Annotated in this window: 14 protein-coding genes and 1 tRNA gene; 5 read left to right on the forward strand and 10 right to left on the reverse strand. The window is 38.3% G+C overall.

Going from position 1 to position 17,214, the window contains the following annotated elements; translation table 11 throughout:
• The 4 genes from N8A89_RS15855 to uvrA all read right to left on the reverse strand — a co-directional run bounded on the left by N8A89_RS15855 (position 1) and on the right by uvrA (position 8,996).
• Positions 1-2,412 (reverse strand): alpha-ketoacid dehydrogenase subunit alpha/beta, encoded by a 2,412-nt coding sequence (locus tag N8A89_RS15855; protein WP_281543098.1) that lies wholly within the window; start codon positions 2,410-2,412, stop codon positions 1-3.
• A gap of 154 nt (positions 2,413-2,566) precedes the next feature.
• The gene (locus N8A89_RS15860; protein WP_289644591.1) at positions 2,567-5,407 is read right to left on the reverse strand and encodes a gluzincin family metallopeptidase; all 2,841 of its coding nucleotides are present in this window, start codon (positions 5,405-5,407) and stop codon (positions 2,567-2,569) included.
• A gap of 17 nt (positions 5,408-5,424) precedes the next feature.
• On the reverse strand, positions 5,425-6,111 hold the full coding sequence (locus tag N8A89_RS15865; RefSeq protein ID WP_281543099.1) for an LOG family protein: 687 nt from the start codon (positions 6,109-6,111) through the stop codon (positions 5,425-5,427).
• An 8-nt stretch (positions 6,112-6,119) separates the two neighbouring features.
• Positions 6,120-8,996: an excinuclease ABC subunit UvrA gene (gene uvrA / locus N8A89_RS15870; RefSeq protein WP_281543100.1), complete on the reverse strand. Its 2,877-nt coding sequence runs from the start codon at positions 8,994-8,996 to the stop codon at positions 6,120-6,122.
• A 113-nt stretch (positions 8,997-9,109) separates the two neighbouring features.
• On the opposite strand from uvrA, the gene N8A89_RS15875 reads away from it, so the two are divergent.
• A complete protein-coding gene (locus N8A89_RS15875) occupies positions 9,110-10,012 on the forward strand; it encodes a nucleoside hydrolase (protein ID WP_281543101.1) in 903 nt (300 codons plus the stop codon).
• A gap of 66 nt (positions 10,013-10,078) precedes the next feature.
• Here N8A89_RS15875 and N8A89_RS15880 read toward each other — a convergent pair.
• Positions 10,079-10,152: transfer RNA gene (locus tag N8A89_RS15880), tRNA-Met, on the reverse strand.
• Positions 10,153-10,288: 136 nt separating this feature from the next.
• Between N8A89_RS15880 and N8A89_RS15885 the strand changes: the two genes are divergently transcribed.
• Both N8A89_RS15885 and N8A89_RS15890 read left to right on the forward strand, forming a co-directional pair.
• Entirely contained in the window at positions 10,289-10,672 is a 384-nt protein-coding gene (locus tag N8A89_RS15885) for an START-like domain-containing protein (RefSeq protein ID WP_281543307.1), read from the forward strand.
• Positions 10,673-10,721: 49 nt separating this feature from the next.
• A complete protein-coding gene (locus N8A89_RS15890; RefSeq protein WP_281543102.1) occupies positions 10,722-11,567 on the forward strand; it encodes an aminotransferase class IV in 846 nt (281 codons plus the stop codon).
• Here N8A89_RS15890 and N8A89_RS15895 read toward each other — a convergent pair.
• The 5 genes from N8A89_RS15895 to N8A89_RS15915 all read right to left on the reverse strand — a co-directional run bounded on the left by N8A89_RS15895 (position 11,564) and on the right by N8A89_RS15915 (position 16,092).
• Complete coding sequence (locus N8A89_RS15895; RefSeq protein WP_289644592.1) at positions 11,564-12,124, reverse strand: YqgE/AlgH family protein; 561 nt, start codon at positions 12,122-12,124, stop codon at positions 11,564-11,566. The genes N8A89_RS15890 and N8A89_RS15895 overlap by 4 nt on opposite strands.
• Before the next feature lie 110 nt (positions 12,125-12,234).
• Positions 12,235-12,507 (reverse strand): HU family DNA-binding protein, encoded by a 273-nt coding sequence (locus N8A89_RS15900; protein ID WP_281543103.1) that lies wholly within the window; start codon positions 12,505-12,507, stop codon positions 12,235-12,237.
• 175 nt (positions 12,508-12,682) lie between these two features.
• Positions 12,683-13,630, reverse strand: coding sequence for a methionyl-tRNA formyltransferase (gene fmt / locus N8A89_RS15905; RefSeq protein ID WP_289644593.1), 948 nt, complete (start codon positions 13,628-13,630; stop codon positions 12,683-12,685).
• The gene (locus tag N8A89_RS15910) at positions 13,617-15,530 is read right to left on the reverse strand and encodes a RecQ family ATP-dependent DNA helicase (RefSeq protein WP_281543104.1); all 1,914 of its coding nucleotides are present in this window, start codon (positions 15,528-15,530) and stop codon (positions 13,617-13,619) included. The genes fmt and N8A89_RS15910 overlap by 14 nt, the downstream gene beginning before the upstream one ends.
• On the reverse strand, positions 15,523-16,092 hold the full coding sequence (locus N8A89_RS15915; protein WP_281543105.1) for an AAA family ATPase: 570 nt from the start codon (positions 16,090-16,092) through the stop codon (positions 15,523-15,525). Before N8A89_RS15915 ends, N8A89_RS15910 begins: the two co-directional genes overlap by 8 nt.
• Positions 16,093-16,178: 86 nt before the next feature.
• On the opposite strand from N8A89_RS15915, the gene N8A89_RS15920 reads away from it, so the two are divergent.
• Both N8A89_RS15920 and N8A89_RS15925 read left to right on the forward strand, forming a co-directional pair.
• Positions 16,179-16,466, forward strand: coding sequence for a DUF493 family protein (locus N8A89_RS15920; RefSeq protein WP_281543106.1), 288 nt, complete (start codon positions 16,179-16,181; stop codon positions 16,464-16,466).
• 85 nt (positions 16,467-16,551) lie between these two features.
• Positions 16,552-17,205, forward strand: coding sequence for a DUF4290 domain-containing protein (locus tag N8A89_RS15925; protein ID WP_281543107.1), 654 nt, complete (start codon positions 16,552-16,554; stop codon positions 17,203-17,205).
• Positions 17,206-17,214: the final 9 nt, after the last annotated feature.

Consider the following 17,214-nt stretch of genomic DNA (forward strand, 5'->3'; position numbering starts at 1 on the left):
TTAGTATAAATTAGGAAAATCCTCAGGGTTGGCTTCATGCATTATGGCATAAACCTTTTCAAAAATATCCTCACTGTTTGGTTTGGAGAAATAATCGCCATCCGTTCCATAAGCCGGCCTATGAGCTTTTGCACTTAAAGTTTGAGGAGCACTGTCCAAATAGATATAGGCACCTTGCTTCTCGACGATTTCATTAAGAAGATACGCGGAGCATCCTCCAGGAACATCTTCATCTATTACCAACAAACGGTTGGTCTTTTTAACACTTTCTACGACCTTATGCTCAATATCGAAAGGTAAAAGGGTCTGGGCATCAATTACTTCAGCATCAACACCTACTTCCAAAAGTTCTTTTGCAGCTTTTTCAACAATTCTTAGCGTGGAGCCGTAAGACACCAAAGTAATATCCGTTCCGCTCTTTACGGTTTCTACTACTCCTATTGGGGTACAAAATTCACCAAGGTTGGTCGGTTTCTTTTCTTTAAGCCGGTAGCCATTTAAACTCTCAATAACCAGGGCAGGCTCATCACTCTTCATTAGCGTATTATAAAAACCGGCAGCCTGGGTCATGTTCCTAGGTGCTAGAATATACATTCCCCGCAGCAAATGAATGAGACCACCCATCTCTGAACCCGAATGCCAAATACCTTCTAGGCGATGACCTCTTGTCCTAACGATTAAGGGAGCTTTTTGTTTGCCTTGGGTACGGTATAAAAGTGTGGCAAGGTCATCGGTTAATGTGGCCATGGCATAGAAGATATAATCTAAATATTGGATTTCGGCAATGGGTCGTAAACCTCGCAATGCCATTCCAATTCCTTGACCAATTATCGTTGTTTCCCTTATGCCTGTATCGGAAATTCGCAAGGCACCATACTTTTCTTGAAGACCTTCCAGTCCTTGGTTTACATCACCAATGGCACCGCTATCCTCACCAAAAACCAAAGCGTTCGTATAGGTTTCGAAGAGTTTATCAAAATTGTCCCTTAAAATTATGCGGCCATCTACTTTTTCTAAATCTTCCTCATAAACAGGTGCTATTGCTTTTATGTTTGTGGCACGATTTTCAGTTTCATTATACAAGTGCGAACTGAACTTGGATTGTGAGACATCCATAAAATTATTTAGCCAGCTAATCAAAGCATCTCTCTCGCTGGATTTTTCACCTAAAAGGTACCTCAAAGATTTTCTGGCAAAAACGGCCAAGTCTTTTTTGATGGGCTCATCAATGGAGATGAGATCATTCTTGATTTTCGTCAGGAAATTTTTATTTGGACTTTTTAAGGAAGCGGCATTAATGTATTGAACAAGCCTTTTCTTCTCGATCAGATTTTCCTCTAAAAATTCTGCCCAAGCCTCTTTTTTTGCCTCCCTAACGGTTCTTTTTATTCGTTTTTCTAGCTCTTCCAATTCTTGGGATGTGGCAATGCCGGATTCTAGAATCCATTCTTTAAACCTTTTGTTACAATCATTGTCGCGTTCCCATTCCAAGCGTTTATCGTCCTTATAGCGCTCATGGGAACCTGAGGTGGAATGTCCTTGAGGCTGGGTCAGTTCGGTTACGTGTATAATTACAGGAACATGTTCTTGACGTGCTATGTCCGAAGCATTGTCATATGCGTGCATTAGGGCGGTATAGTCCCAACCTTTTACCTTAAGTATTTCAAAACCCTTATGGTTCTCATCCCTTTGAAACCCTGCTAGTATCTTCGAGATATCTTCTTTTGTAGTGTGGTATTTTGCCGGTACGGAAATTCCGTATTCGTCGTCCCAAATACTTACTACCATTGGTACTTGTAGAACACCTGCGGCATTAATGGTTTCCCAGAACATTCCTTCGCTGGTGCTGGCGTTGCCAATGGTACCCCAGGCTACTTCGTTGCCCTTGTTGGAAAATTTGCTACTATCCAGGTAATCTAAATCACGATATAGTTTTGAGGCTTGTGCAAGCCCTAATAGTCTGGGCATTTGACCGGCTGTACAGGAAATATCCGCGCTGCTATTCTTTTGTTTGGTCAAATCTTTCCAACTACCATCCGGATTTAGGCTATATGTTAAAAAATGCCCACCCATTTGCCTTCCTGCGCTCATGGGTTCCTTGTCAATATCCGGAGTTGCGTACAATCCGTGAAAGAAGTCTTTTGGTTTTAGGAAACCAAGCGCCATCATAAAAGTCTGATCACGATAGTAACCACTTCTAAAATCACCATTCCTGAAGGATTTGGCCATAGCCAATTGTGGTAGTTCCTTCCCATCACCAAATATGCCGAATTTTGCTTTGCCTGTCAGGACCTCTTTTCTACCTAATAAGGAACATGCCCTACTCATAAAGGCGATTTCATAGTCGCTTATTATTTGTGCTTTAAAGTCCTCAAAGGAAATATCGTTACTGGTCTTGGAAGAGACGTCCATAGAATTCAATATTTCCACAAAAATACCAAATCAAATGGATTTTAGCAATCCACAAATACGATTAATTTTTGCATATTTGTCAATAGAAATAACAAAATGATAAGATATTGATAATTTGGGAAGGAAAAATTATCTTTCAATTAAAGATATCTAATTAAAACCATTTTCTGGTAAATAGCCCGGTAAGCGTCTTAATGTCCACAGTAATAATGAACCTTATCCTTTCCCCATAGTCTGGTTGCGCTATCTCCCAACCGTTGTTGGAGTATAAGGGTAAGTACAGTTCAAAATAATCGGTCACCAAATTTAGGCGTACACCTGAATCATAAACAAATTTCTCCGGAACATTCTTATTCTTCACTAAACCGGCATCTCCATAAAGTTCTATCCAACGCCATAAATTAAAACTTGCATTAACGGTAGTAAGCCAGTTGTTAGAAAATCGATACCGCTCATCCAAGAAGGATTTAAATCCTCCTTCAGCAATAATGATTTGTTGACTGTAGATTCCCGAGTCTTCTGATCGACCCAGATATCCGTAGTCAAATAAATAATCAGTTGGTCTATCCAGTGCAAAACTGAAGAAATCGGAATCGGTTTTGTTACTCAAAAACTTCCCGGCAAAAAAGCGCAAATTAAGCTGACGGTTATTTTCAAAAAGTTTTCTGTATTCATATTCAAAAGAAAGTTTTGAAAAATTACCTGCCAACTGGAAATCGGCAAACCAGGAATTGTAATCCAGAATACCGTTGTTCCTATTTATGTATCTCATATTGAAGACACTATAATCGGGATTTTCAGAATCATTGGCCAAATCCTGAACGGTCTCGTCAAACTTCCTGAAGATGTTTACATACCTAAAAGAGAGAAACTGTCTTTTATTGGAAATTAAATCTTCTGGACGCCATCCAAAACTTAATGCTGGAGTAACGGAAGTATATCTGGAATTGACGTTAAAATGTGATGTTGAAGCACCAATGGCATAATTGGCCACGTACAGACCGCTCTTGCTCAAATACTTTCGGTAATTAAACTTGCCGTAACCAACGAACGCTTTTTCCCTAAAGGAGTATGAGGGAGCAAAATCATAAACAAAAGGGCGTTCCAAAAGGGTCTTGTTATAAAGGCGCATCCCTGGTGTCCAACCATCATAGATATTGAAATTCAATACAGGTACATAGAATACTTGATTGTAATATGGATTTTCGGAATCCTTGAAAAACGTGAAGTTTAATTTCTTGTTGCTTGATAAGAATCCTCCTAAGGATTTCCAATTATCCCGCTGATTAAACTCCGGTATTTTTTGGTCATAGTTCAGAACCAGTTTATCCTCATTGTTATTGGGAATGCTAAAAGTTTCGGAAAATTCAATATCCTTGAACCAATATTTGGAAATAACGGAGTCCTCCTTAAGCCCGAATACTGAAATGGGTACGTTGGTACCTTCTTTATTCTTGATGGTGACCTCAAGGGAATCACCGATTTTTTTTACTTTCTTGATTTTGAAATCGATTTTTCGGTCGGTAGAAACATAATCCCTAAAAAACCAGTTGATGTCCTTATCCGTTGACCGTTTTAAAATGGACTCAAAATCCAATATACTTACTTTGTTGAGTTTATAGTATTTAAAAAAGGTTTTAATACTCTCATCTACCTTTTCCTTACCCATATAATCGGCCAAATAGGCAAGCCCCAAACCGGCTTTGTATTTATTGGCGATTTTTTGGTTGAACTTGATCAAGGAATCATTAGGTGTGGTCAGAGCCTGATCTAAATTTTTTCTTGCCGTTAGATTGTACAAAAACGAATACTGTTCATTAAATCCCATTTGAGCCAAGTTAAAGCTACGAATACCCCATATACGGGATAGCTTGCCCAATAATTTTTGATCAGGGTAATATTCCTCCACATAGGCGATCATTAGGTAATTGGCAATGGCACTGTTCAACCATTGTTCCTTCCTAGGGTCAAGAAATAGGGTTTCTTGTAACATACTGTTCAGCGCAGTTTTTAAAAACTTCATTTCAAATTGAAACTGCTGGTCATAGGGACGTATAAAAGATGGTAATTGGTTTAGGCCGTACAATGGATTTTTATCATAATCCAATTCACTTACCAAAAGTGTCTTATGCGGATATTCTCCTAAATTTTCATGAATAAAATCCGCTATCTTGCTAATGGAAATCCCTTGTCCAATGGGGCTGTATCTAGGCGCCGAAATATTCGTTACAAATGTCATGTGAGGAGTGACATGCTTGGTGAAATCGTTATTTCTCTGAAGTATGATTTCCGCGCTCTTACGGTTTTCACCCTCTAGTCTGACGTATTGCCCACTTGAAAAATTGGTACTATTAAACTTGTTGAAATTCGTAGCGAGGAAGAGACTGTCCGGGTACTTGAAATTTATGGTCGTATTTGTAATATTCGTATAAAGGTCCTCCAAATTCTTATTAGAATAGAGATGCCATTTACCATCATATACGGCAGGGGTAAGGTACCAGTCCTTTAAGTAATAGTTTCCCCTATTATCATATCCGTATGGTGTAAATTTATTGGGAGGAAGTTTCACCTTATAGGTAATGAAAATTTTTGTCGATTCTTTTGGAAGTAAGGGTTCATTTAATTTTATCCTAAGGATATCATCTTCTTTTGTTCGTTCATATTCTAAACCAAGATAATTATCGTCTACGGCGCTTATAATTGTGGTATAGCCCCTTTCGTTTCTTTTTGCCAAGTGCAAACTTTTCTTAAATTCTTGTGCAAATCGTTTTGATAGACCCGTATTCTTATTGGAATAGGCATGTGCCCAATCATTAAAATACAGCTGGCCTAAGGAATAATTGGAATCATTGTAATAAGTGAATTGTTGTTTTATACTTAACTCCTTGGTGTAATCATTAAGGCTTACCTCCAACTCTGTTTCATATTGGGACAGGCCCTGTGATACCGCCGATATGATTAGCAGTGCAGAAAGAAACCATTTGTAGTTTGACAATTTGTCCAACTTGCTAATTAAAAATTTGGGCTCATTGTGTGACCTTTGTAGAAAGCATCGATAATCTGCACTACTTCATCCTCCGTGTCCACAATTTTTATCAAGTTTAAATCTTCCGGACTTATATTACCGACTTTTAGCATCGTAGTTTTTATCCAGTCAAAAAGACCCGTCCAAAAGTCACTTCCAACCAAAATAATCGGAAATTTTCCAATTTTATGGGTTTGAATCAGTGTAATGGCTTCGAATAGCTCATCTAGTGTTCCAAAACCACCGGGCATTACCACGAATCCTTGGGAATATTTAACGAACATTACTTTTCTTACAAAGAAATAATCAAAATCTAAACTCTTATCATCATCAATGTACGGATTGTCATGCTGTTCAAAGGGAAGGTCTATGTTTAGCCCAACCGAAGTACCTCCGGCTAGATTGGCGCCTCTGTTCCCTGCCTCCATGATTCCGGGACCACCTCCAGTAATCACGCCGTAACCGGCTTCTGAAATACTTTTTGAAATACTAACGGCTAACTGATAATAACTGTCCCCCTCTTTAGTTCTAGCAGACCCGAAAATGGACACACAGGGCCCAATTTTACTCATTTTTTCAAATCCGTTGACAAATTCACCCATTATCTTAAAAATGGCCCATGAATCATTTGTCTTTATCTCGTTCCATCCCTTTGGATGTTTCTCTGCTCTCATAAATTCAATTATTTCACTAAACTGGTTTCGACCTTAGTATTTTTTTCCTTCCTTGGCTTAAGTTCCTTTCTCAAAAACTCTGCCGTATAGCTCTTTTTATCTTTACAAATTTCCTCAGGGGTACCTTTTGCCACTAATTTGCCCCCAGAGCGCCCACCTTCATAGCCTATATCGATAATATAATCTACCGTCTTAATAACATCCAAGTTATGCTCTATGACCAAAACCGTATTCCCTTTATCGGCCAAAGTATTCAAAACTTCCATCAACACACGAATATCCTCAAAATGCAATCCTGTCGTAGGCTCGTCTAGAATATAAAATGTATTTCCTGTATCCCTTTTTGATAATTCTGTTGCTAGTTTGATTCGTTGTGCTTCACCACCAGACAAAGTTGTGGATTGTTGGCCTAAGGATATATAACCTAATCCTACATCTTGAATGGTCTTTAACTTACGATGTATTTTGGGTATAAGTTCAAAAAAATCGACCGCCTCATTAATCGTCATTTCCAATACGTCGGAAATGGATTTGCCTTTGTAGCGTATTTCCAAGGTCTCTCTGTTAAAGCGCTTACCATTACAGGTTTCGCATTCCACGTAAACATCAGGAAGAAAATTCATTTCTATGACCCTTAGGCCACCTCCTTGGCAAGTCTCGCATCTACCGCCTTTTACATTAAAACTAAAACGTCCTGGTTTATATCCTCGTATAGCAGCTTCAGGAGTTTTTGTAAATAAAGAACGTATTTCACTAAAAACGCCTGTATAGGTAGCCGGATTGGAACGTGGTGTTCTACCGATAGGGGATTGGTTTATATCTATAACCTTGTCTATATGTTCTAGCCCCGTAATTTTTTTATAGGGCATCGGTTTTTTAACCCCATTAAAGTAATGGGCGTTCATAATGGGATATAGGGTTTCATTAATTAAAGTTGATTTTCCGCTTCCTGACACTCCCGTAACCCCAATCATTTTTCCTAATGGGAACTCAACGGTGATGTTTTTTAAATTATTCCCAGTACAGCCCGACAATTTTATTTTTTTACCGTTACCCTTTCGTCTGTTTTTAGGGACTTTTATTTCTCGTACCCCTTTGATGTAATCAGCAGTAATTGTATTGTGGTTCTTCAGTTCCTCAGGAGTGCCTTCCGATATAATTTCTCCACCGTGCCTGCCGGCCTTGGGACCAATGTCAATTACGTGATCCGCACGTTCTATCATATCACGGTCATGCTCCACTACAATAACCGAATTCCCGATATCCCGTAATGATTCCAAAGATTTTATGAGCCGGTTGTTATCGCGTTGGTGCAACCCAATGCTTGGTTCATCAAGAATATAGAGAACGCCCACTAGTTGAGACCCAATTTGTGTTGCAAGACGAATACGTTGCGCTTCCCCGCCAGATAAGGATTTTGAACTTCGGTTGAGTGATAGGTAGTCCAGCCCTACGTCAAGCAAAAAACGAATTCTCGTTCGGATTTCCTTAATAATCTCTTCCGCTATTTTTAGTTGATTACCTTCCAATTTCTTTTCTAGACCATGAAAGAAATCGGCCAACTCCCCAATATCCATTGACGATAATTGAGCAATGTTAGTATCTTCGATTTTAAAGTATAGGGATTCAATTCTTAATCTAGACCCTTGACATGTAGGACATTCGATTTTATCCATATACTCTTTGGCCCAACGCTTAATGGAAGTAGATTCCGCGGTTTCGAATTGACTTTTAATAAAATTGGCGATGCCTTCATAATCAATTTTGTAGGTGCGTTTTACTCCAAGTGTCTTGGAATCGACCTCAAAACTCTCCTGTCCACCATTCAATAATACTTCCAATGCCTCTTTAGGGATTTCTCCAACAGGATCCGTGAGCTCAAATTGATATCGTTGTGCAATAGTTTCTATTTGCTTAAAGGCCCATGATTTTTTATAATCCCCAAGGGGTGCAATTCCACCACTCTTAATGGACAATTTCTTATTTGGAAAAATTTTCTTCTCGTTCACTTCATAAACATGTCCTAAACCGCTACAGTGGGCGCACATACCTTTAGGTGAATTAAAGGAAAACGTATTCGGTTCAGGCGTAGGATATGAAATGCCTGTGGTTGGGCACATTAAGTCCCTACTGAAATATCGAGGTTCTTCGGAACCTTCCTCAAGTACCATCAATACATTGTTACCACTATACATGGCCGTATTTATGGTTTCTGAAAGTCGTTTATGAAAATCTTCATTTTCTACCACTTTCAGTCTATCGATAACAATTTCAATATCATGCACCTTGTAACGGTCTACCTTCATCCCCTTGACAATATCCCGTATTTCTCCATCTACTCGGACCTTTACGAAACCTTGTTTGGCAATTTGCTCAAAAAGCTCCCGATAATGCCCTTTTCTCGATTTGATAATAGGGGCCAGGATATTAATTTTCTTATCCTTAAAGGAGTGAATGATTAGATTTTTTATCTGCTCATCACTGTAGCTCACCATCTTCTCACCGGTATTATAACTGTGTGCATCTGCGGCACGGGCGAAAAGAAGACGGAGAAAATCGTACACTTCGGTAATGGTACCGACCGTGGAACGTGGAGATTTTGAAGTTGTTTTTTGTTCGATGGCTATAACAGGTGAGAGACCATCAATTTTGTCCACATCCGGTCGCTCCAACCCGCCAAGAAACTGTCTGGCATAGGCAGAAAAAGTTTCTATGTAACGTCTTTGTCCTTCTGCATAAATAGTATCGAAGGCTAATGAAGATTTACCACTCCCTGAAAGACCGGTTATGACCACCAATTTATTTCTAGGAATGGTGACATCAATATTTTTAAGATTATGGACTCTAGCACCCTTAACCTCTATGTTTTCTTCGTAATTAATCATGGATTCATAGCAAAGTTGCAAAAATACGACTTTGAACCTGAATAAAGAACTTGGATGAGTTTGGTATTTTGTTATTATGGGACTAAATAAATACCTTGTTTAAAATTTAAATCATGATTTTAAAGGATATGGTTGAAACTAAAATTAGGCTCCTGCTGCTTTTCTCTTTCATTACCTCGTTGGGTCTAGCACAACAGAAAATTATCGTCGATGCCGACACAGGGAACGAAGTAGATGATTTATATGCACTCGTGCGTATTTTGATGGAACCCTCCGTAGAAGTTGTTGCTTTAAACGCAGCTCATTGGCAGACCGCTCATTGGGCCATTGAAAATACTATGGAAAATAGTCACAGACTAAACCAACAGCTTTTGGGAGAAATGGGTTTGTCCGTTAAGACTAATAGAGGAGGAGCGGCCAGAATGTACGACTGGGGAGACCGTGCGCAGCATTCAGCTGCAACTTATGAAATAATCAAACAGGCTAAGGCCCAAACTTCAGGAACACGATTGCCTATCCTTGTTTTGGGCGCTTTAACCAATGTGTCATCAGCACTGTTTTTAGAACCTTCGATATCCTCCAGCATTGAGGTATTTTGGCTGGGAACAACAATGGATTTCGACACGAAAATTCTTAAACGAAATGATTTTAATTGTGCTATGGACCAGTATGCGTTGGATTATATATTAGAATCCAGTACTCCAATGAATATAATGCCCGTAAGTGTAGCCTCTGACATGGAAATTGATTACGATACAATTTCAGATAAAATAGGAAACCACTATCTGGGGAAATATTTAATTAAACGATGGGACGACCATTTGGATGGCAGTCGAAGAAAACGGGTTTTATGGGACCTGGCTTTGGTTACCTCATTTTTAAAACCGTCTATGGCAACTTTGGTTCCCGTAAAAACCTCAAGAGATAGTGGTAACCGAATAATTAATTTTTATAATTCTATTAATTCCAAGGATATATATGAGGACTTTTATTTGAATTTAGAGGGATTTAAATGATCTGCCGCGCTATCTAAGCAGAACTAAAACTTAAAAACCCTTTCATTATGAAAGGGTTTTTTATTGTAGCGAGAGGGGGACTTGAACCCCCGACCTCAGGGTTATGAATCCTGCGCTCTAACCGCCTGAGCTACCTCGCCATGCTACTTTTAAGCGGCTGCAAATATAAAGTTTAATTTCTTGTTCATCAACTATAGCTTCGTAAAAAATAATACTGTCCTTTTATTTTTTTATCATTTAGAAATATATATATTGTCCACCATAAAGATGTTGAACATGACCGATAAAGTAAAATTTCAAATAGAGTTCGTTATACAATCCTCACCCCAAATGCTTTACCAATATTTGGCAACACCGTCGGGTTTGTCCGAGTGGTTTGCTGATAATGTAAATAGCAGAGGTGAGAAATTTACCTTTATATGGGATGGAGCGGAAGAGGATGCTAAGTTATTAAAGCGAAAGACCGATGAGTTTGTTCGCTTTGCATGGGAGGAAAATGATGATGATACTTATTTTGAAATGAAAATAATAGTTGATGAAATTACAAAGGATGTTTCTCTTTTTATAACCGATTTTGCGGAAGAGGATGAAGTGGAAGAATCTAAAATGTTGTGGGGAAATCAAGTTTCCGACCTGAAGCAAGTTATTGGGTCCAAATAATATATTTTTATTGAAGTATCTTTGAGCCTTAGTTTAAGGCTCTTTTTTTATGGTAAATTTTAACGGAAAACTCATTTCTAATGATATCGATTATCTAAATCATGGGAATAGGGGGTTGTTGTACGGAGACGCACTTTTTGAGTCTTTTCGAGTGGTTAACGGGCACATCTATTTTTTGGAAGATCATTATTTGAGACTCATGGCCTCTATGCGAATTCTGCGTATGGAAATCCCGATGGATTTTACTATGGAATTTATGGAACAGGAAATTCTTAAGACCATTGAAGCTTCAGAAACTAATAAAGCATCTCGAGTACGTTTTACGGTTTTTAGAAACAATGGGGGACTGTATACACCGCTAACAAATAATGTTTCTTATATCATAGAGGCTAGAGAGTTGGAGGAAAATTTTTATGTTTTGAAGGACGGGTTATATGAAGTAGAGCTTTTCAAGGATTTTTATATCCAAAAAAGTATGCTCTCCAATTTAAAGACCAACAACCGTATTCTTAATGTAGTGGGCAGTATTTTCGCAAAAGAAAATGATTACGATAATTGTTTGTTATTGAACGGCGATAAAAATGTGGTAGAGGCGTTGAACGGTAATGTATTTATGGTGGCAGGTTCAACGATAAAAACACCACCTCTTTCGGATGGCTGCTTAGATGGCGTACTAAGAAAGAACCTGATCAACGTAATTTCAAAAGGAGAAATTTACCAACTGGTGGAGGAAAGTATTTCCCCCTTTGAGCTACAAAAAGCCGATGAGCTTTTTATAACCAATGCCATTGGCGGAATCATCCCGATAACCAAATACCGTAAAAAAGAATATGCCAGGACCGTTAGCCATAGCTTGATTGGCAAATTGAATATGGCGGTAAGGATTACAATTTAATTAAGGCTGGGGTTTTCTGGAGCGTTGGACCACAATAGGTAGTCACCCCCCAGTTCTATCATTTTTTCTTTCCAAAAAGCTACAGAAGACTTTTTAATAATTTGACTCTCATATTCGTTTCTAGCCACTATCCAAGTTTTGGAAGATAGTTCCTCGTCCAGTTGCAGCGAAGACCAACCGGAATACCCTAGAAAGAAACGTATATCGTCCTCAGAAATAATTTTCTCGTTGATAAGGTTAACAGTAGTGTCAAAGTTCCCGCCCCAGTAGATACCATCCGAAATTTCAATACTATTGTCGATCAAGTGTGGAACTTTGTGAATAAAATAAAGATTGTCCTGTTCAACAGGGCCACCGTTATAAACTTGGAACGGAATGACTATTTCAGTCACCAAATCGTTTATTTGGTATTCCAAGGGCTTGTTAAGAATAAAACCAACAGAACCTTCGTCATTGTGTTCTGCCAATAACACAACAGATCTATTGAAGGAAACATCCCCGGTCAAGGAAGGCTCAGCAATCAGTAACTTTCCTTTATTTGGTTTTAATTGGACCATATTTGTTCACCTAATAATCTAAAATAAGACAAATCCTCATAACGGCAAAAACAGGGCAATAAAAAAGACGCCCCATTAAGGCGTCTTTTCCACTATTTGAAAACTTATAATTAGTTTACCGCTTTGCTTAAATCAGCACCTGCTTTAAACTTAACAACATTCTTAGCTGCAATTTGGATAGTTTTTCCAGTTGATGGATTTCTACCTTCTCTTGCATTTCTTCTAGATACGGACCAAGATCCGAAACCTACTAAGGAAACTCTGTTTCCTTTCTTAAGGGACTTTTCAACATTTCCCAAGAAAGACTCCAATGATTTTTTAGCCGCTGCTTTTGTGATGCCTGCGTCTGCTGCCATTGCATCGATCAATTCTGTTTTGTTCATAATGTGATTAAATTAATTGTTGTTAAAATGATTTAAACCTCAGACAAATTTATATGGATTTGTGACGACCACAAGTAAAACAAGGGGAAATCCCCTATTTTGTTGATAACTCGGGAGGTTTGTTGATAAAGTAGGGCTTTTTCTACGATTCTCGCAAGCCAATGTAGACGGGAGTTTATGACACATAGGCGTTTTTTGACAAGTTTAGCCCGTTCAAGACATCTCTAACGGCCATCCTGCGTTTTCCTTGAAGCTGTATTTCTAACAGATTTAAATAACCTCCACTGACAGCTACCTTTAGTGTTTTCCTATCAAAAACTAGAGTCCCGGTTTTCATATCGTGCTCGGTTCTTTCCATTTCGGTTTCATATATTTTAACCATTATTTGTTCCTCTTCATTAAAGAGTATGGTCCAAGCGGCTGGATATGGACTTAAACCACGAATATGATTATAGATATCAGTAATTGAAAGTGCCCAGCTTATTCTACAGGTATCGCGTTGTATCTTTTGTGCCGATTTCAAACCCTCTTTCTGGTCTTGCAACGTGGTTTCCATATTCCCGTTACTTATTCTTTCTATAGTTTTAAGAACAATACCCGCGCCTAAGGCCATAAGCCTATCATGCAGACTACCCGCATTTTCGTTGGGATGTATGTCAGTTTCCTCTTGGAGAATGATGGCTCCGGTATCAATCTTTTCATCGATAAAAAAGGTGGTTACTCCTGTTTTCTTTTCCCCATTCATTATAGCCCAGTTGATAGGTGCCGCGCCCCTGTACTCAGGTAATAACGATGCATGCAAATTGAAGGTTCCATATTCGGGCATTTGCCAAACCACTTTGGGAAGCATTCTAAAGGCAACAACAACCTGCAGATTAGCTTTTAAAGCTTTCAATTCTTTCAAAAAGCCTTCATCTTTTAGATTCGTAGGTTGAAGGATTTTTAGCTGCTTGCTTTCAGCATATTTTTTTACTGCAGACTCGTGTATTTTTTTTCCACGTCCCGCAGGTCGGTCGGGCGCGGTAATAACACCTACAACATTATGACCCGCTCCAATAATAGCATCCAGAATGCCCACTGCAAATTCTGGCGTTCCCATAAATACAATTCTAAGTTCTTTCATTTCGTATAAGTTGATACCTGTTTTTTGTATCGATTTCTATATCGCCCTGTTCTAATAAGTCCTGTATAGCCCTTAAAATGGATTTCTGATCCCAATGCAATACATCACAAATGGCTCTTGAGGTAAATCGTTCATGTTGCAATAGGTCTTTAATTTGATTTTTTAAAATAGTGGATGTGCCATTTTTTGCGGGCTCATTTTTAAGGCAAACATCGCATACGCCACAATCTTCAGACTGCTTTTCGTCAAAGTAACGTAATAACTGTTTACTCCTACATACCCTATCATTATCCACATAATCTAAAATGTGCATTACATTTTTCTCCTTTAACCTGTTTTGTTCCTTTATCAAAAAGGCGAACTTGTTAACAGTTAAATCGTCTTCCCTAGGTACTAAGAAAGTAAGTTCTAAATCGCTATGGGAGGCTTTATATTCAACTATGCTATCTGCATTTAATTGTTCCAATCCTTCTATAATGGCATCTTCCGTTGTATTGGATTTATTTGCCAATAATACCGTATTAACTTTAGTTTCAAATTCAAAAATCCCCCCATAAGTCCTCATAACGTTCTTCACCAAATCTTCTAATCGTCTGTTCGTTTCCAAATAATCAAAAAGTTCATTCTTGTTACATACAAAGCGCAAGGTTGACTTTCTCGAAAATGATTCCGATAAGGCAATTACAGAATTCCTGTCCAACACTTGCAAAGAGTTATAGGTCAGCAATGTGTTAAGTTGATATGTAGCGCAGAAAGAATTAAAATTCAACTGACAACTAAACCCGTTACCCTCTCCGTAAGCTATTTGAAAGTAGTTGTTAAGTTTGCTATATACTTTTTTAACAAAAGTTACGTCTGGGAGAATGCTAAGGAACTGTTTTTTGACCTGTTCGGCATCCGCCTTATTGGTTAATAGAATGGCCTTTGCCGCTTCACCATTTCGTCCGGCCCTACCTGCCTCCTGATAGTAATTTTCAATACAATCCGGAATCTGATAATGAATTACCAAACCTACATCTGGTTTGTCTATTCCCATGCCAAAGGCATTGGTGGCGACCATTATTTTTGTCCTGTTCTGCAACCAATCTTCCAATTTTTTTCGCTTGTGTTGCTCTAGGATCCCTCCATGATAAAATGCCGAACTTATATCATGATTCTCCAAGTAACGAGATAATTCTTCCGCAAGTTTTCTTGTTCGCACGTAAACAATTCCACTGGACTGTAAAGACTTGCAGTAGTGCTTTAGTTGGTATTTTTTATCCTCAGAAAATTGAACTATAAAGGCAATATTTGCTCTCGAAAAAGAGTCTTTTACGATTAATGGACTTTTCAGCTCCAATGCATTACAAATATCCTTGGAAACCCTTGCCGTTGCGGTGGCCGTTAATGCCATAAATGGAATGTTGGGCTGCAATTCCCTGAGTATAACGCAATTTAAATAGGCAGGTCGGAAGTCATGTCCCCATTGAGAAATACAATGCGCTTCATCTACTACCAAAAGATTTACATTCATTTGACGAATTCTATCCTGAACAATCTCCTGATTTAATCTCTCGGGAGATAAATAGAGAAACTTGACGTTACCGTAGATACAATTGTCCAAAAGGTTGCTTACCTCATCGGAACTTATCCTCCCTGTAAGACCAATAGCTTTTATCCCTAAATCCTTTAAGGTGTTTACCTGATTTTGAATTAGTGCAATTAATGGTGAGACTACCACACATATGCCATCTTTGGCCATCGCCGGAACCTGAAAACAAATAGATTTTCCACCACCAGTTGGGAGCAATCCTAATGCGTCCCTTCCTTCCATTACGGCGTTAATCAGTAATTCTTGAGAGCCCTTAAAAGATGTGAAGCCCCAATATTCATTAAGAATTTCCCTTGGAAGTTTATTCACTGTATTGGCCTAAATGATTTAATACAAATTTCAGTCGCTCATTTACAGTGCCAAAAGGAACTTCCTGAATTTCATATCCTATGGACGTATACGCTTCCTCTAAGGCGTTGTGTATATGGATAGCTTCCTGAAAACTTTCCATTCTTTCGTTATCTTGAACGTAGATTTCTTCCCAAGGAGGGAATAAAAAGACCCTAGTGTATCTATTCAATTCGCAAATATCAATATACTTTTGGTCATAGGATTGTTTAAAATAGTCCATATAGGCCAAAACGTCGGGTAATCCGCGATCAAAGAATACGATTTCTTCATTTAATTCGGAGGCCTTTGCGTAATGCGCTAATCTACCATATAAGAGTTGTTCATTAAATGATTTTGGATCATTTACGAACGCCAATGGATTCGTTAAATAAGATTCTTTTTCCTGCGTTTTCTTGGCGTCCAGGGTCATGGAGCGTACAATTTCATGGAAACAAAAAAATCCTGATTTTTCCAGTAAATTTATAAGTGATGTTTTACCTGTTCCGGGACCTCCAGTTAATACGATTTTTTTAACGCTCAATTTTTTATTTTAACTAAACAAAAGTAAAGAAACCATAGGTATTATAAAACTTCCGCTTAACCCTTATCTTTGTAAAAAAATAGTTTATGTCGGAACTTAAATCGGAGGATTTTTATAAGCGATTAAAAATTCAATTGGAGGAAACTACCATATGGCCCTCTAACTATCTCTATAAGTTTATCGTTCTTACCGATCCGGATAAAATAAAGCGAATACATCAAATTTTTGACAATACGGGAGCGGTCATCGATTTAAAAAAGTCGAAAAATGGGAAATATACCAGTGTGTCGATAACTGTGAACATTAAAAATCCGGATGGTGTAATCCAAAAATATAAAGAGGTAAGCATTATTGAAGGGGTAATCTCATTGTAAAATAGCTTTTAAGCTATAATTTTATTATTTTGCGAACGTTATAAGAATACTTCTTCATACATCGTAAGCAGTTAAAATTTCCAATTTGAATTTAGTAGAGAATTTAGAATACAATACAGAACGTCCACATCTCATCATACCTGAGTATGGCAGACATTTTCAGAAAATGGTAGACCATGCCGTTTCCATAGAAGATCGAGTGGAGAGAAACAAGGTGGCGAATGCTATCATAAGTGTGATGGGTAATTTACAGCCCCACCTGAGAGACGTGCCAGATTTTCAGCACAAACTGTGGGATCAGTTATTTATCATGTCCGATTTTAAATTGGACGTGGACTCACCCTTTCCAATAACCTCAAAAGAGATTTTGCAAAAGCGTCCAGAGCCTCTGGAATATCCGCAAAATCATCCCAAATATCGTTTTTATGGAAACAACATTAAACGAATGATCGATGTTGCAGTGCAATGGGAGAAGGGTGATAAAAGATCAGGATTGGAGTACGCGATCGCCAACCATATGAAAAAATGCTATCTCAACTGGAACAAGGATGTGGTGGACGATAAGGCCATATTTAAACATCTTTATGAATTAAGTGACGGACAGATAGACCTTGCCGCGGAGGGTGAGAATTTGACCGATAGTGGTCAATTCCTAAAAAATAGGATTGCAAAAAGTCCAAGGTCCAGTTCCAATAAGAAAAATCAAAGAAATAATAACCGCGGTAAAAAACGCTATTAAATTTCCACT

Source organism: Maribacter aestuarii, assembly GCF_027474845.2.
GTDB classification, from domain to species: Bacteria; Bacteroidota; Bacteroidia; order Flavobacteriales; family Flavobacteriaceae; genus Maribacter; species Maribacter aestuarii.

Coding starts and splice junctions, on each gene's coding strand:
- N8A89_RS15875 (WP_281543101.1), top strand. CDS start 9,110: ATGATTTTAAAGGATATGGTTGAAACTAAAATTAGGCTCCTGCTGCTT.
- N8A89_RS15895 (WP_289644592.1), bottom strand. CDS start 12,124: ATGGTCCAATTAAAACCAAATAAAGGAAAGTTACTGATTGCTGAGCCT.
- fmt (WP_289644593.1), bottom strand. CDS start 13,630: ATGAAAGAACTTAGAATTGTATTTATGGGAACGCCAGAATTTGCAGTG.
- uvrA (WP_281543100.1), bottom strand. CDS start 8,996: ATGATTAATTACGAAGAAAACATAGAGGTTAAGGGTGCTAGAGTCCAT.
- N8A89_RS15900 (WP_281543103.1), bottom strand. CDS start 12,507: ATGAACAAAACAGAATTGATCGATGCAATGGCAGCAGACGCAGGCATC.
- N8A89_RS15885 (WP_281543307.1), top strand. CDS start 10,289: ATGACCGATAAAGTAAAATTTCAAATAGAGTTCGTTATACAATCCTCA.
- N8A89_RS15890 (WP_281543102.1), top strand. CDS start 10,722: ATGGTAAATTTTAACGGAAAACTCATTTCTAATGATATCGATTATCTA.
- N8A89_RS15855 (WP_281543098.1), bottom strand. CDS start 2,412: ATGGACGTCTCTTCCAAGACCAGTAACGATATTTCCTTTGAGGACTTT.
- N8A89_RS15920 (WP_281543106.1), top strand. CDS start 16,179: ATGTCGGAACTTAAATCGGAGGATTTTTATAAGCGATTAAAAATTCAA.
- N8A89_RS15865 (WP_281543099.1), bottom strand. CDS start 6,111: ATGAGAGCAGAGAAACATCCAAAGGGATGGAACGAGATAAAGACAAAT.